The organism is Bacillus sp. K2I17, from assembly GCF_002209985.1.
In the GTDB taxonomy this organism is placed as follows: domain Bacteria; phylum Bacillota; class Bacilli; order Bacillales; family Bacillaceae_G; genus Bacillus_A; species Bacillus_A wiedmannii.
Genome location: NZ_NJGF01000009.1, coordinates 108,926 through 123,162 on the forward strand (window position 1 = coordinate 108,926; position 14,237 = coordinate 123,162).

Sequence of the window (14,237 nt, forward strand, 5' to 3'; positions counted from 1 at the left end):
ATCATTCAACATACAAAAAAAGTTATAGAGGTGAAATAAAATGGGTAAAAGAAAAGCAAATCATACTATTTCAGGAATGAATGCGGCATCTGCACAAGGACAAGGTGCTGGTTATAATGAAGAATTTGCAAACGAGCCTTTAACTCCAGCAGAGCGACAAAATAATAAAAAACGTAAAAAGAACCAGTAACGAAAAATCCCAAAAGGTCCATTTCCTTTTGGGATTTTTTCTAATGTTTATAACGTAGTAATTCTGAAACCGTTACAAATCGATATCCTTGTTTTTTCAGCTCAGGTAAAATTTTTGCTAATGCTGCTACTGTTTGACTACGATCATTTCCTCCATCATGTAACAATACGATATCTCCACTTTTAGCATTTTTTACTACATGATTTACAATGGATTCAACCCCTGGATTTGCCCAATCACGCGGGTCTTGATGCCACGACCATAGAACAGTTTGATAACCTGCTTCTTTCGCTGTTTTAAATACAGCATCGTTAATATATCCGCCAGGTGGACGGAATAGTAAAGGTTCTTTCACCCATTTTTCGAAAAATTTCTTTCCATCTAAAATATCATTTTCTAATTTTTCATCCGATGAATTACTCGCATATAAATGATTCATCGTATGATTTCCAATTTCATGTCCCTCTTTTAACACTTGTTTCACTAAATATGGATTACGCTGAACTCGAAATCCAATCATAAAAAATGTTGCTTCTGCTTTATATTGACGTAATAAATGTAAAACTTGCGGTGTATAAGTTGGATCTGGGCCATCATCAAATGTAATGGCAATAATCTTTTCATTATTAGGTACTTCCCACGTTACATAGCCAGTTGGTTCTAGCTCTTTTCTGAGCAACATTTTCGCTTCCACTTTTTCAACTTGAAATATATGTACTGCGCATAATAAACAAAAAACGAATAGAAAAATCTTCTGTTTTAGCATAACGTTCGTCAAAGTAATAAGGTTGTCGAATACACAACAATCTCATTTACTTTTCTAATTGATCTACATTTCGCATAATGTTTTGGAGATTATTTTCGTATTGCTCAAGTTGTGGGCGTTGTGTTTCTGAAGCTACCTCTAACGCATTTTGAATTTGTTCATACGCTTCCTGAACCTCTTGGCGTAACTCTTTTAAATCATGACCGTAGTTTGGATCATTTTTTACAATGTTATTAAATGCGTTTTCTGCTTGTGTAACTCCTTGCTGCGCTGCTTGAAAAGCTTGTTGTTTATCTTTATGATATGGCATTATATAATCCCCTTTCCATAATAGTTAGTCCCATTTATCTTTACCTTTTTTTCTAAAAACATTCTCGTATAAATTTGCAAACTTCTCTCATTCTAAAGAGAAAGAGGAGGTGTCACATACAATGGGAAAAAACAATCGTGAAGCGAAAGAAAAAAAGGGACAACCTGAACCATTAAGCGGATCTCATAAAGTAAAAAACCGTAACCATTCACGCCAAAAAAATCATGCACATCATGATATGTAAAACAAAAGGCTCACACTAGCTACCTTTGCCACATACAATGTTTATATTTTTCCATTTATTCTTCACCCCTACTTCATTCATGCATAACATAGTATGAATTGAGATTTTACGGAGGGTGTCTTACATGGGCAAGAAAAAGAAGGATTGTCTTTTTCATGTTGATGGTTTCGAAGAATGGATGGATCAATTTTGTTCTGATTCTTGTAGTAACTTTAGTTTCCCAAATCAAATTCATATTGACCTTTGTGAAACTGAACAAGAATACATTTTGGAAACAGATGTACCAAATGTATCCGAACAAAATGTAGTTATTAAAAAGATGGAGACAGGCCTAAATATTTGCATACTTCATAAAAATATTTCTTTGCAGCGGATCATCCCTTTACCCACTACTATTATTTATAAAAAGATGCTAGCCTGCTTAGAGAATGGATATTTAGCCATTCATATTTCCAAAAATGAATTTGCTAATAAACATGAAGAAAAAGTTCTTTTTCAAATTGAGAATTAAAATAAAGTAAAGCTTTAATCAATGGGTTCTTACTGCCCGCAAATAGCGGGATAAATACAAAAATAAGCCCCAGTCATCTGCTGGGGCTTATTTTATTTCGCATCTAATTCTAAATTACAATTTCTATCATATCTTTTTTTCAATAAACCTTTTGTAGCTACAAGTACAGGAAATGCTACAGTTGAAAATATAGCTAGTGCTGAAAATACTACAAACCCATTTTGATACCCGTAGTAATCGAGAAGCACTCCTCCAAACCATGGACCAATTACTGCTCCAATCCCTGAAAATCCCATTGCTCCAAAATATGTTCCTTTTAAATGTGAAACAGCTATATCATCAATAAATACATCCGTCATGGAAAACATTAAAACTTCTCCAACTGTAAAAATAATTGTACAAATAGCAGCACCTAGCATAGATTCTGCTATTCCAAATCCAAACAACCCCCCGCTCACAAATAAAGTTCCAACCATAATTGATGTTAACGGTGTATACTTTTTACATATTTGAATAACAGGGTATTGAATTACGACTACAACAATCGCATTTAAAGCTAACATATACGAAAACAATGTCACTCCATCCTGAAATATATGTGAATTCGCAAAATATTGAGATACTGTTGTCGTTAAGTGTGAAAAGCCACAATTACTCAAAATAATACCGACTAAAGCAACTAAAAATACGACATCCTTTCGCAATATACGAACTGCATTTAACATTGTGACAGGCTTTTCTGTATTTACTTTCTTTTTTTCAATTGGATACTTCTTAAATTGGAATGCTAATATAGCTGTATATAGAATATATACTCCAGCTGCTACTAAAAAAGGAATTGTAGATTTTGCACTTCCAATCTGCAATCCGACAAGTGGGCCAATCGCTACTCCAACATTTATTGCACCGTAACGCAAATTATATACGAGTAAACGATACTCTGGTTTCGTTAAATCTGATAATAATGCTCTTGACGTCGGCTCAAAAAAAGACCGACATAATCCATTCAAAGCATTTAATAAAAAGAAACTTAAAACATGATTTGCAAATGAAAAACCTATAAATACAAACACCCAAACGATCATGGACCATATTATAATCATGTTTCGGCCGAATCGATCCGATAAATTCCCTCCAATAAAACTAGCAAACACTCCAACAAGTGCACTCGTTCCGATAATAGCACCCGTCATTCCAGCTGATACACCTTTAACAGTCGTTAAATAAATTGCTAAAAAAGGAATACTCATTGACGTGGCGAACCTCGCAAATAAAGTCCCTATTATAATTGTCATTCCTAACGGATGAATATTTTGTAACTTCCCTTTCATCGTTAAACCTACTCTCCCTGTTCTTACAAAAAAAAAGAAAGCAAAGGATCTGCTTTCTTTTCCCTTTTTATACTTGAGCTGTTGATACCCGAGCTGTTCTCGTTATATCCATATCTATGCCATATGTAAACTGTAATTCTTTACAAACATCTTTAATTAAAATTGCAACATTATACTTCTCATTAAATTGTAAAACGATATTTTCTACTTCTTCATATGTATACTTATACTCCCCTGTAATGACACTTTTTAAATCAAAGCATTCATTTATACAAAGTTGCACAAGCAGCTGATCATATTTCTCTATTACATCTTCTTTCTTCCACAGTACCTCTTTTACATATAACCGATCAAACTTCACACTTTCTCGATTACAATCCGTTAAAATCCGGGTCATTTCATTTAATTCTCGATACAATTCAGAAATATTTTTACTTAAACTAAGCAGTTTATCTACGCCGTTTTCATATAACATATTCATTCCACCCCCGCATTTTCTTCTTATTATAGCAAGAAAATTCTAAAAATAGTTTCTTTCTTCTGAAATATTAGGAAACTAATTTCGATTGCTTTACAATGAAACTAGTGAACACGAAAGGGGAAAGAAAATTGGAGCAAAAATTATATTACACTGACGCTTATAAAAAAGACTTTACTACGAAAGTCATAAAGCAAGATTATGATAAAGACGGTAACTTATACGTTGTTTTAAATGAAACAGCATTTTATCCGACAGGTGGCGGGCAGCCCCATGATACTGGAACTTTAAATGGAATTGCTGTACTCGATGTTGAAGAAGTCAATGACGAAATCCGCCACTTCATTACCGAACAATTACATACAGAAGAAGTAGAAGGTAAAATTAATTGGGAGCGCCGTTTTGATCATATGCAGCAACATGCGGCTCAACACATTTTATCTGCTGCTTTTTGGGACCATTTTAACATACCTACGATTGGATTCCACCTTGGTAAAGAAACGGTAACAATTGATTTAGAAACAGAAAATCTTCATGCAGAAATAGTTGAAAAGGCAATACAAATTGCAAACAAAATCGTTTTTGAAAACCATCCAATCCGTACCCTGTGGATGAATTTAGAAGAAGCGAAAACGTTACCTCTTCGTAAAGAACCGACTATAACAGAAAATATACGTGTTGTTATAATTGAGAACTTCGACTACAACGGCTGTGGCGGAACGCATCCGAAACGTACAGGTGAAGTAGGTCCTATTCAAGTACTAGGCTGGGAGCGCAATAAAGGTGGCATACGATTAACGTTTATCACTGGTTGGCGCACACTAAATTTAATGAGCCAACAACTACAAATTATGAAAGATGTTTCTAAACAATTAAACAGTAGCGAGAGTGATATCCCAGCAAAAGTAGCACAACTGCTTACTTCTCAAAAAGAAAACGAAAAAGCAATACAAACAATGAATGAAAAATTATTATTTGTAGAGGCAAATGAACTACTTCAACAGCCTACGGAAATACATGCTGGCATACTTATTTCTAAAGTATTTACAAATCGCTCTATGCAAGAAATCGCAAAACTTTCTGCTATTATTACAGAACAACAAGAGTATGCCATTACATATTTCGTTATTGAAAATGAAGACAAATTACAATGTATCCTTGCTTGCGGAAAAACAGTCACGCTCGATATGAATGCTCTTTTAAAAGAGGCACTTCCTACAATTGAAGGAAAAGGTGGCGGAAATAAAAAGAGTGCTCGCGGCGGCGGAAAAGCGGTTATGACCGGGGACGAATTTTTAAAACAACTTGTTTCTTCTTTACAGTCAGAAGTGTAAAACATGTTTATGAAGGATAGCTAACTGCTATCCTTCAACTATATTTACAAGCCTATATTTTGTTTCAAGCCTTGATAACTCCCTGCACTTGCAAAACCTTCACTTATAAGAGTTATAAAAGTTTCCGAAAAACCATATTGACTTAAATCTTTAATCGGTACCATTTGCACATCTTGAATTGGATTATGATCAAACTCATTAGAAGGTAGCGTAATTTCACCTTCAATCCTTTCAAGCAGAAACGTAATATGTAATAAAGATGGACTAGTATCTGGTTTATCACAAACATAGAGTAGCTTCTTAATTTTAACTTCTAATCCTGTTTCTTCTCTCATTTCTCGAATCATCGCTTCTTCTAACGTTTCACCATTCTCTACCCTTCCCCCAGGTAAAGACCAATTGCGATTAGCAACTTTTTGCTTTACTAGCAATACTTTTTCATCTTCAATTAAAATTCCCGTAACACGAACTTGCATTACACTTTCCATATGTAATCCCCTCTTCCCGTTATATTTACAAATTAATCCTTCCACAAAAAGAACATACGTTTTATAATTAAAGAAAATTATGGAAGAAAGAAGTTGTTACATCTATGCGTCCACCTTTAACAAAGTCTATATCACTTGAAGATTTCCAAAACTTTTATTGGTTAAAAGCAGAACTCCAAACATTTTGTCGTGAGCATGGTTTGCCAGCTAGTGGCTCTAAGATTGAAATAACCGAGCGTATCTCACATTATTTACATACTGGTAAAATATTAAAAAACAGCTCTCGTCAAAAGGTGAGTAAAGCTTCCCTCTCTTATAAAGAACTTTCTCTTCAAACGATTATTACTAACAATCACCGCTGCAGCGAAGAAGTTCGTGCTTTTTTCAAAGAAAAAATCGGAGCAAACTTCCGCTTTACAGTAGCTCTTCAAAAGTTTTTTAAAGAGAATGTCGGAAAAACATATGAAGACGCGCTAACGTTTTGGTATGAAGAAAACGAACGAAAAAAAGATCCTACATACAAAACAACTATTAGCGCGCAGTTTGAATACAATCGTTTCACTCGCGACTTTTTCGAAGATCCAAATAACAAAGGGAAATCAAAAGCTGATGCTATCGCTGCTTGGAATGAAATAAAAGCACAACCTGGTAGCAATGCTTATGTTCCTCAAAAAGTAGAAAACTAGTTCTTTTCTAGTCTTCTACTTTTTCAAATAATAGCGCTAACCCTATTCCACCACCAATTCCTAACGTCGCAATTCCATACTTCATATGCTCTCTTTTCGCTTGATAAAACAAACGTGTCACAAGCATAGCTCCAGATGCACCGTACGGATGACCGAGCGCAATTGCACCACCATTTACATTTAATTTTTCGAAAGGAATTTGTAACTCCTTTGCACAAGCAACAACCTTTGAAGCAAATGCTTCATTTATTTCAAAATAATCAATGTCCTCTACTTTCATATTCATTTCGTTTAATAATTTGTTCACCGCAAATATCGGACCAGTCCCCGGAAGATTTGGATCCACTCCAACTACAGCACTGCGGACGAAACGAAGAACAGGCTTGTATCCTAGTTTTCGGGCTTGCCCCTCTTCCATTACAAGAACAGCACATGCTCCGTCATTTACACCGCACGAATTACCTGCCGTTACTGTACCATTTTGTAAAAATGCGGGCTTAGTTCTTTTAATCATTCTTTCATAATTCATTTCTCGTTTTATAGCCTCATCTAAAGGTCCATTAAAAGAAAGTATTTCATCTTGTAAATATCCATTTTCTAATGCTTGCAGTGTCCGTTTATAACTAAGGCAAGCATACTCGTCTTGCATTTCTCTCGTTACATTATAACGCTCTGCAACATATTCAGCCGCCACTCCCATATTAGGATCACCAATTGTTTCTGGTGAAAATCGTGCTCTATTTTGAAAAGTTGATGTACTTGTACTCTCTACTCCTCCTGCAATATAACAATTACCTGCGCCGCCTTGAATGAAATGACATGCGGTGCGAATCGCTTCCAATCCGGCACCACATTGCCGATCAATCGTTACACCAGGAATATGATAACCAAGTCCTGCCGCTAAAGCAGATAATCTTGCAACATTCCCTCCCGGCCCCACAATATTCCCTAATATGACATCGTCTATTTCTCTCTCAATCCCTTTACTTAAAAACGTAAGAAGCGGCGTTACTAATTGCTGAACTTCATAATCTTTCAACATCCCATTTTTCTTACCAATAGGTGTCCTTTTCGCTTCTACAATAACCGCTCTATTCATATATCTTCTCCCGGTTTTCAATCATATTTTTTGCTGCAATACGAGCGATTTTCCCACTATCTGTATACGGTATTTCATCTACAAAATGCCATTCTTTCGGTATTTTAAACGAGGATAATCGTTGTAAGCAAAAACTTTTTAATTGTTGCCTCGTAGCACTTCCTTTTACAATGGCGACAGGTTTTTCACCCCAGTAACTATCTTTCACACCAATTACAACTATTTCATCAACAGCTGGGTGTTCATGTAATACACTTTCTATTTCTTCTGGAAAAATATTAATTCCTCCAAATAAAATCATGTTCTTCTCTCTACCCACTATGTATATAAAGCCTTCTTCATCTTCATAACCTACATCTCGCACTGTCATCCAGCCATCCGTAGTCAACTCTGGAACTAAAACCTTATCCAATATGTAGCCCATAAAAAACTGATCACTTTTCACATAAACAGTTCCTATCTCGCCTTTCTGTACTCCTTCTCCTGCTTCGTTACATATTCGAACTTGAACATTGTGACAAGGTTTTCCTACTGAATTTGGCCTTCTATCGCTCTCTTCATCAACAAGTGCTGTTACAAAACTTAGTTCCGATGCACCGTAAAATTCATATTTTTGCGCATAAGGAAATATACTCTTTATTTTTTCTTTCGCTTCAGCTTCCCATTTCGCTCCTGACGAAATAATTTTCACCCCATTTTCTATTACTCTATTTTCTTTATATAAAGATTCTAGCATTGTCGGAACTGTATACATGACCGAAATATTTTCTGTTTCTAACTTTTCCAGTACTTGATCTGGAATAAACTTTCTCATAATATGCACCGTTTGCCCTACATATAATGCACTTATTGCGCCGTATAAAAAAAGAGAATGAACGAGCGTCCCAGCTATTAAAATAGAATCTTCTTTTTTCATATGAAAGTCATGTATATTGCAATCAAAACTATGAACCCACGATTGTTGTGCACGTAAAAATGCTTTTGCCTTCCCAGTCGATTCTGATGTAAATCCCATATAAAACGGAGCATGTTGTACATCTTTTACAGGGGCATATGCAGGCAGAGAGTTCTCTATCATTCTTTTCCACTCATCAATTTCAATTACTCTTCCTTCTTCATCCGGTAAATCCTTTACCTTATATCGCTCTGTCACAATCATAGCCGGATTACTGATCGCAATTCTTTCTTTGAGCTCATCCTGTTTCCACTTTATATCTAACGGCACACAAACCCATCCGGCCATAGCAGCACCAGCAAATAGTTGTAAAAACTCCATACTATTTTCTAATACAATTGCTATTGTTTTATTCTGCGATTCTTTTTCATTCAACCAGTTTGCTACTTTACACACTGACTCAAACCATTCTTTAAATGTTAATACTCGATCATTTTCCTTTATTGCTATTTTATTTGTTTGTAAAGAGGCATACTTTTTATATTCTTTTGTAATCCCCATTTGAGACGTCCTTTCTTTACAAAATAATAAAAAGAAACACGCAATGAACGTGTTTCTTCTCTTTCTTATCCCGCATTTGTATATTTCCCACTCTTGAGAGCAGGCGTAATAATATGTTTCAATGAACGATGTAATTTCGTTACAAGAATTGCTGCTATAATCGCTTTTATGCAATCACCTGGTAAAAATACGGCACTTACTTTCATCGTCTGCCATATAGAAACATCCATAAAGAAAGCTTGTACAATGATACCAAATACATAAACTACGAAAATACCACCAATTATATTAATACATAATACCTTTATTATAGAAACTTCACGTAAACGCTCAATTAAATAACCAATGACAAACGCTCCAACGATATAACCAAGTAAATATCCTGCACTTGGCCCAACAAATACGCCTGGACCACCGCGTCCACCAGCAAGTAATGGTGCTCCAACTCCAACTATAAGTAAGAAAATAAGCTGACTTAATGCACCAAGACGTGATCCTAACAATCCACCAGCAAGCATAACACCGAGTGATTGTAATGTAATCGGAACTGGTGTAATAGCAAGAGCAATTGGAGGTATTAACCCTAACACTCCCATAATAGAACTAAATAAAGCGACGAAAACTAAGTTTTTTGTATTCATATTTGCTTCTCCTATTTGTAAACTTAAAATGATTTTCAGATAACATATTATAGGAGTTATATTATCTTTCTATTTAGTCTTTGTCAACTTGTTTTAAATATAGGTTTACAAATATTTTTTCAATTATTTCTCTTTATGCAAATGCTCAAGTTCTTTCCGAAGCGCCTGTTTTAAAAACTTCCCAACAGATGTTTTCGGTATTTCTTCCATAAATACAATATCATCTGGTAACCACCACTTCGCAAACTGTGATTTTAAAAACTCATATATTTCTTCTTTTGTTACTGTACTATTTTTCTTTTGAACGACGCAGGCAATTGGTCGCTCTTGCCACTGCGGATGAGGAACGGCAACGACAGCTGCTTCAAATATAGCATCATGTGCCATTAATGCATTTTCAAGGTCAACTGAAGAAATCCACTCACCTCCGCTTTTAATAACATCTTTCGTACGGTCAACAATTTTCACGCAGCCTTCCTCGTCAACCGTAACGACATCTCCTGTATATAACCAACCATCACGAAAACCTTCGACAGTACGTTCATCGTTATAATAACTTTCAGCGATCCATGGTGCTCGTAAACATAGTTCTCCCATTTCCGTACCATCCCACTTCACTTCACCGTTTGTACCGACTACTTTCATCTCTACACCAGGGACAAGATACCCTTGTTTTGAGCGGATTTCTAATTGCTCTTCATATGATAATTCTGTTTCATAACTTTTTAAACGTGCAAGTGTTACGAGTGGGCTTGTTTCAGTCATACCATATGCATGTACGAAAGGAACATTATATTTTTGCTCAAATGCTTTAATAACGCTTTTCGGTGCAGCAGCACCACCGCATAATATTCTCGTTATACTAGATAAATCGTAACTATTATTTTCTAACTCTTGTAATACACCGAGCCAAATTGTCGGCACACCTGCTGCTATCGTTACTTTTTCAGCTTGAATCATCTCTAATAAAATTTTTGGAGTAAACATTGGTCCTGGCAGTACTTGTTTAGTTCCAAACCAAGTAGCTGCAAAAGGAAGCCCCCAAGCGTTCACATGGAACATCGGTACAATTGCCATCGCCGCATCACTTTCCGATAAAGCAGCTGTATCCGCTAAACCGAGTGCCATACAATGCAATACAGTACTACGATGCGTATATACAACACCTTTTGGGTTTCCTGTAGTCGCTGACGTATAACACATACCAGCAGGTGTATTTTCATCAATATCTTTTACAAATTGGAAAGTTGGATTGCCTTCTTCTAATAGCTTTTCATAATGATATACAGGTTCTAGCGTAGTATTGGGAAGTTCATCTTTATCAGTCATAATAATGTAGGCTTGTACAGTTGATAATTGTGATTGAATATTTTCAACAAGTGGTACGAGATCTTCATCTATAAGTAGAATTCGATCTTCTGCGTGCTGAATAATGTATGAAATATGTTGAGGAGATAAACGAATATTAATTGTGTGTAAAACGGAAGCAATACCAGGAATAGCAAAATACGCTTCCACATGTCGATGATGATTCCACGCTAACGTTCCTATACGCTCGCCTTCTTTAATCCCAAGCTTTTGTAACGCACTAGAAAGCCTTCTCGTCCTTTCACCTAACTGCTTATACGTTAACGTCGTAACTGTATCATGTGTCCGTGAAACAATTTCTTTCTTTGAAAACAGTTTTTCTGCTCTTTCCATCATAGAACTAATTGTTAACGGTACATTCATCATCATATTGGTTATATCCCCCTTTAAAGCGTTTTCATTTCGTTCATTATAACAGACTTCTACAAGTGATTACGACATTTTTCCGTATTTTCTGAATTATTTCTTTGGAAATAATTCAGAACGATAAAAAACATGTTTTGAATACATTGATTCGAAACATGTTTTTTATTTTTTATAAACTATCTACCTTTTTTCTTACTTTCTTTTTCATTTTAAAAATAATACGATTGCTATATTCTTTATTCTCTACTAAAATTCGATATATCTCCCACACTCCTACAACACGAACAAAAAGATAGACTCCAATCGCAATAAGTACAACACAGTACGGATAATACTGCACTAATTCTCCTGAAATGATATGCTTTTTCTCAAATAAAAATGGTATCGCTCCTGCTGCTATAAAACAAAATCCAACGATCATTACTGCAGCATACTTCTTCTTAATTACTTCATATCTTTTTGTCAATTCTTTTAGAAAGTTTTGATCAAATAGTAGTTCTTCTTTTTTCAATACATTGTATCTACTCTCTTCTATCGTTGCCGGTACCATCATTGCTCCAATTCCAAGGACAGCAATGATAATGACAAGAAATGTCGACATTGTTGCATTTTCTTTAAATAATAAATACGGTATTGTCGATAAAATGAGCAAACTAAATCCTAACGCAATATATTTAGAAATTTTTTGCCCATACACTATATACCCTTCTGCCATTTCCTGACTTACGTAATAGCCCTCCACATTTTCATTACTTTGCTCAGCAGTTTCTTTTAATAAATAGTCGAGTGATACTTCAAATACATTTCCAATCATTATTAACTTTTCAGTTTCAGGAAAACCTTGACCGTTTTCCCATTTACTAACCGCTTGCCTTGTTGTGTTTAATTTTTCAGCTAATGCTTCTTGAGAAAGGCCCTTTTCCTTTCTTAATTTAAAAAGCTTTTCACCAAATCCCATATGTGTGTCCCCCTTTGTTTTCTTAACTAAATTGTATGTAAACATTACCCTTATCTCTATCTTCCTGCAGTTGCACTTTGTAAACTTATGGTTGCGATTGTGTTATATAGCCGTTTTCTATACGATTTAGCTAGTTTTCTTCTATGATTATGGCGTTAATAAAATACCCTCTCCCAATAACCAATTATAACAATTAAAGGTAATTACTGTCACAAAAAAACAAAAACTCCCTTATTCATTTAAAGGAGTTTTCGATATGAAGTATTCCAATAAGGGTTAATTTGTCTTCCCCATATTGATTCACAATTTCTTCTATACATTTTTGTATGTCGTGCAACGATTAATAAGCATCCCACACAGTATATGTTGTCATCTCTTTATATAAGGACATACTCATATATATGTAAAATATTACTCCTCTAACTTCCCTAATAAAAACACTTCTCCATAATCATAACGGCTTCTGCTTAAACTTTTCATAATGTCGTACTTTTAATAAAAGGATATTCCCACAATCTGTACAAATATAAGCATCTACTGGTGAAGATGTGAACATCGTCTCCTTTTTCCGTATTTGTGCATAACCGACAAACTCCCCTTCTCCTATGTTATGAGAACCACAATTAGAGCATGTCTGCACGTCTTCCTGTTTCATGAGAGCACCACCTTTAATCTGTTTCCACTCCCTTCGACAGTTCACTTCCATTTCCCTTCCAAAAAACCTCTTATTCTCTTACATTTCAACAGGAATCTCCGAACAAACATCGTATATGTACTATGAAATATATTTATTGACGGAGGAATATTATGAGTACAATTATGACACTCAATGCAGCTCAAGAAATTGAAAACGCAGAAATACATATGCTCTCTTCTAGACTACAAGCACTACAAGCGTTAGCTGAAAATCCAATGCAAATACAAATGAAAAAGTTCGGGAATGCCACTGCCTTTTCATCAAAAATAATTTTTGGTCCTGCTTTTAACACAGTAAAAGGCGTTACCTTTACAAATACAGATGAGATAGATGAAATCATCTCTTATTATCAATCGCTACAAATCCCTTGTCGTTTTGAAATTACACCCGCTCAAGGTACAGCTGAATTATTTCAATACTTATCTCAAAAAGGATTTTACCAATCCAGCTTCCATACCGCTTTATATAGTATACCGAGAGAAGATCCATCCCTACTTACTTCTAACATTTCAGTACGCCAACTAAAAGAAAATGAATTTCATATTTTTGCAGACATATATGTACGTGGATTTAACATGCCACCCTTTACAAAAGATGGCGTACGCCAAAATAACGAAATTCTCTACAATAAACCTGGCTGGCATTTTTTCATAGCCGAAGTTCAAAATACTCCTGCAGGCATTGGTGTCCTGTATATAAATAATGGGATTGCTTCATTAGCTGCTTCTGCTACTTTGCCAGAATTTCAGCGTAAAGGCTGTCATACTGCCTTAATTCAAAAACGAATAGAAAAAGCCCTAGCGAAAAACTGTCATTTAATAGTCGGACAAGCAAGGTTCGGTACCGGAAGTCAAAATAATATGGAACGTGCCCATATGAAAATTGCTTATACAAAATCAATATGGACTGCAAAAGACATGTAATTTACATGCTTTCTCTTCTCATTACAATTTTATACATTTCATGACAATTCCTTTTCTATCCTATTAATCATTTGAATATTCAAACTAGATTTGTTACGCTATTACTAGATACATCATTCAACTTGCAACATGAAAAGAGAATTCTAATCAAACTACAAGGAGGAGAAATGTATGACTAAGAATGATCATGGTTTAAAAGAAAAAGTAGAAGGTGCCATTGATAAAGTAAAAGGTGAAGTAAAAGAAGTTGTCGGGAAAGTAACTGACAATAAGAAATTACAAGCTGAAGGAAAATGGGATAAAGTGAAAGGCACTGCTAAAGATACGGTTGGTAATGTAAAAGAGAAAGTACATGAATATAAAGAGCATAAAGAGAATAAATAAAAAAGAA

General features: G+C 35.1%; 18 protein-coding genes. 7 read left to right on the top strand and 11 right to left on the bottom strand.

Going from position 1 to position 14,237, the window contains the following annotated elements; all coding sequences use genetic code 11:
* The first annotated feature begins 40 nt into the window (after nucleotides 1-40).
* Nucleotides 41-190: an acid-soluble spore protein SspO gene (sspO, locus tag CER22_RS13320; protein WP_000518053.1), complete on the top strand. Its 150-nt coding sequence runs from the start codon at nucleotides 41-43 to the stop codon at nucleotides 188-190.
* Between the two features lie 40 nt (nucleotides 191-230).
* Here the strand turns inward: sspO and pdaB are convergent, their stop codons facing one another.
* Nucleotides 231-956: a polysaccharide deacetylase family sporulation protein PdaB gene (gene pdaB / locus CER22_RS13325; protein WP_097889942.1), complete on the bottom strand. Its 726-nt coding sequence runs from the start codon at nucleotides 954-956 to the stop codon at nucleotides 231-233.
* A 46-nt stretch (nucleotides 957-1,002) separates the two neighbouring features.
* Nucleotides 1,003-1,266: a hypothetical protein gene (locus CER22_RS13330; protein ID WP_001146295.1), complete on the bottom strand. Its 264-nt coding sequence runs from the start codon at nucleotides 1,264-1,266 to the stop codon at nucleotides 1,003-1,005.
* Nucleotides 1,267-1,387: 121 nt separating this feature from the next.
* Here CER22_RS13330 and CER22_RS13335 point away from each other — a divergent pair, with 121 nt between their 5' ends.
* Together CER22_RS13335 and CER22_RS13340 are read left to right on the top strand one after the other, a co-directional pair.
* The gene (locus CER22_RS13335; RefSeq protein ID WP_000517650.1) at nucleotides 1,388-1,510 is read left to right on the top strand and encodes a small acid-soluble spore protein P; all 123 of its coding nucleotides are present in this window, start codon (nucleotides 1,388-1,390) and stop codon (nucleotides 1,508-1,510) included.
* Between the two features lie 124 nt (nucleotides 1,511-1,634).
* The gene (locus tag CER22_RS13340; RefSeq protein WP_142293477.1) at nucleotides 1,635-2,021 is read left to right on the top strand and encodes an Hsp20/alpha crystallin family protein; all 387 of its coding nucleotides are present in this window, start codon (nucleotides 1,635-1,637) and stop codon (nucleotides 2,019-2,021) included.
* 92 nt (nucleotides 2,022-2,113) lie between these two features.
* Here CER22_RS13340 and CER22_RS13345 read toward each other — a convergent pair whose 3' ends face one another.
* Nucleotides 2,114-3,352 (bottom strand): MDR family MFS transporter, encoded by a 1,239-nt coding sequence (locus CER22_RS13345; RefSeq protein ID WP_088608913.1) that lies wholly within the window; start codon nucleotides 3,350-3,352, stop codon nucleotides 2,114-2,116.
* 67 nt (nucleotides 3,353-3,419) lie between these two features.
* Nucleotides 3,420-3,827, bottom strand: a complete 408-nt coding sequence (locus CER22_RS13350; protein ID WP_000965140.1) for a hypothetical protein — start codon at nucleotides 3,825-3,827, stop codon at nucleotides 3,420-3,422.
* Between the two features lie 134 nt (nucleotides 3,828-3,961).
* On the opposite strand from CER22_RS13350, the gene CER22_RS13355 reads away from it, so the two are divergent.
* A complete protein-coding gene (locus CER22_RS13355; protein WP_179211915.1) occupies nucleotides 3,962-5,164 on the top strand; it encodes an alanyl-tRNA editing protein in 1,203 nt (400 codons plus the stop codon).
* 44 nt (nucleotides 5,165-5,208) lie between these two features.
* Here the strand turns inward: CER22_RS13355 and CER22_RS13360 are convergent, their stop codons facing one another.
* A complete protein-coding gene (locus tag CER22_RS13360; RefSeq protein ID WP_088608915.1) occupies nucleotides 5,209-5,652 on the bottom strand; it encodes an NUDIX hydrolase in 444 nt (147 codons plus the stop codon).
* Nucleotides 5,653-5,756: 104 nt separating this feature from the next.
* On the opposite strand from CER22_RS13360, the gene CER22_RS13365 reads away from it, so the two are divergent.
* Nucleotides 5,757-6,338 (top strand): DUF6434 domain-containing protein, encoded by a 582-nt coding sequence (locus tag CER22_RS13365; protein WP_088608916.1) that lies wholly within the window; start codon nucleotides 5,757-5,759, stop codon nucleotides 6,336-6,338.
* A 7-nt stretch (nucleotides 6,339-6,345) separates the two neighbouring features.
* On the opposite strand, the gene CER22_RS13370 is transcribed toward CER22_RS13365, so the two are convergent.
* The 6 genes from CER22_RS13370 to CER22_RS13400 form a co-directional block, all read right to left on the bottom strand.
* Entirely contained in the window at nucleotides 6,346-7,437 is a 1,092-nt protein-coding gene (locus CER22_RS13370) for an acetyl-CoA C-acyltransferase (protein ID WP_088064194.1), read from the bottom strand.
* Nucleotides 7,430-8,893, bottom strand: a complete 1,464-nt coding sequence (locus tag CER22_RS13375; RefSeq protein WP_088608917.1) for an acyl-CoA synthetase — start codon at nucleotides 8,891-8,893, stop codon at nucleotides 7,430-7,432. The genes CER22_RS13370 and CER22_RS13375 overlap by 8 nt, the downstream gene beginning before the upstream one ends.
* A 65-nt stretch (nucleotides 8,894-8,958) precedes the next feature.
* The gene (locus CER22_RS13380; protein ID WP_001093321.1) at nucleotides 8,959-9,534 is read right to left on the bottom strand and encodes a biotin transporter BioY; all 576 of its coding nucleotides are present in this window, start codon (nucleotides 9,532-9,534) and stop codon (nucleotides 8,959-8,961) included.
* A gap of 123 nt (nucleotides 9,535-9,657) precedes the next feature.
* Nucleotides 9,658-11,271 (bottom strand): long-chain fatty acid--CoA ligase, encoded by a 1,614-nt coding sequence (locus CER22_RS13385; protein ID WP_088064196.1) that lies wholly within the window; start codon nucleotides 11,269-11,271, stop codon nucleotides 9,658-9,660.
* A 166-nt stretch (nucleotides 11,272-11,437) separates the two neighbouring features.
* Nucleotides 11,438-12,226, bottom strand: a complete 789-nt coding sequence (locus CER22_RS13390) for a helix-turn-helix domain-containing protein (protein ID WP_088064197.1) — start codon at nucleotides 12,224-12,226, stop codon at nucleotides 11,438-11,440.
* Nucleotides 12,227-12,677: 451 nt separating this feature from the next.
* Nucleotides 12,678-12,881: a hypothetical protein gene (locus CER22_RS13400; RefSeq protein WP_048544090.1), complete on the bottom strand. Its 204-nt coding sequence runs from the start codon at nucleotides 12,879-12,881 to the stop codon at nucleotides 12,678-12,680.
* Nucleotides 12,882-13,033: 152 nt separating this feature from the next.
* Here CER22_RS13400 and CER22_RS13405 point away from each other — a divergent pair, with 152 nt between their 5' ends.
* Together CER22_RS13405 and CER22_RS13410 are read left to right on the top strand one after the other, a co-directional pair.
* A complete protein-coding gene (locus CER22_RS13405; protein ID WP_087982102.1) occupies nucleotides 13,034-13,846 on the top strand; it encodes a GNAT family N-acetyltransferase in 813 nt (270 codons plus the stop codon).
* A 171-nt stretch (nucleotides 13,847-14,017) separates the two neighbouring features.
* The gene (locus CER22_RS13410; RefSeq protein WP_016077378.1) at nucleotides 14,018-14,230 is read left to right on the top strand and encodes a CsbD family protein; all 213 of its coding nucleotides are present in this window, start codon (nucleotides 14,018-14,020) and stop codon (nucleotides 14,228-14,230) included.
* The last annotated feature ends 7 nt before the right edge of the window (nucleotides 14,231-14,237 follow it).

Excerpts from the sequence above, each read along its gene's own strand:
- sspO (WP_000518053.1), top strand. The coding sequence starts at position 41 with ATGGGTAAAAGAAAAGCAAATCATACTATTTCAGGAATGAATGCGGCA.
- pdaB (WP_097889942.1), bottom strand. The coding sequence starts at position 956 with ATGCTAAAACAGAAGATTTTTCTATTCGTTTTTTGTTTATTATGCGCA.
- CER22_RS13330 (WP_001146295.1), bottom strand. The coding sequence starts at position 1,266 with ATGCCATATCATAAAGATAAACAACAAGCTTTTCAAGCAGCGCAGCAA.
- CER22_RS13335 (WP_000517650.1), top strand. The coding sequence starts at position 1,388 with ATGGGAAAAAACAATCGTGAAGCGAAAGAAAAAAAGGGACAACCTGAA.
- CER22_RS13340 (WP_142293477.1), top strand. The coding sequence starts at position 1,635 with ATGGGCAAGAAAAAGAAGGATTGTCTTTTTCATGTTGATGGTTTCGAA.
- CER22_RS13345 (WP_088608913.1), bottom strand. The coding sequence starts at position 3,352 with ATGAAAGGGAAGTTACAAAATATTCATCCGTTAGGAATGACAATTATA.
- CER22_RS13350 (WP_000965140.1), bottom strand. The coding sequence starts at position 3,827 with ATGTTATATGAAAACGGCGTAGATAAACTGCTTAGTTTAAGTAAAAAT.
- CER22_RS13360 (WP_088608915.1), bottom strand. The coding sequence starts at position 5,652 with ATGGAAAGTGTAATGCAAGTTCGTGTTACGGGAATTTTAATTGAAGAT.
- CER22_RS13365 (WP_088608916.1), top strand. The coding sequence starts at position 5,757 with ATGCGTCCACCTTTAACAAAGTCTATATCACTTGAAGATTTCCAAAAC.
- CER22_RS13370 (WP_088064194.1), bottom strand. The coding sequence starts at position 7,437 with ATGAATAGAGCGGTTATTGTAGAAGCGAAAAGGACACCTATTGGTAAG.
- CER22_RS13375 (WP_088608917.1), bottom strand. The coding sequence starts at position 8,893 with ATGGGGATTACAAAAGAATATAAAAAGTATGCCTCTTTACAAACAAAT.
- CER22_RS13380 (WP_001093321.1), bottom strand. The coding sequence starts at position 9,534 with ATGAATACAAAAAACTTAGTTTTCGTCGCTTTATTTAGTTCTATTATG.
- CER22_RS13385 (WP_088064196.1), bottom strand. The coding sequence starts at position 11,271 with ATGATGATGAATGTACCGTTAACAATTAGTTCTATGATGGAAAGAGCA.
- CER22_RS13390 (WP_088064197.1), bottom strand. The coding sequence starts at position 12,226 with ATGGGATTTGGTGAAAAGCTTTTTAAATTAAGAAAGGAAAAGGGCCTT.
- CER22_RS13400 (WP_048544090.1), bottom strand. The coding sequence starts at position 12,881 with ATGAAACAGGAAGACGTGCAGACATGCTCTAATTGTGGTTCTCATAAC.
- CER22_RS13405 (WP_087982102.1), top strand. The coding sequence starts at position 13,034 with ATGAGTACAATTATGACACTCAATGCAGCTCAAGAAATTGAAAACGCA.
- CER22_RS13410 (WP_016077378.1), top strand. The coding sequence starts at position 14,018 with ATGACTAAGAATGATCATGGTTTAAAAGAAAAAGTAGAAGGTGCCATT.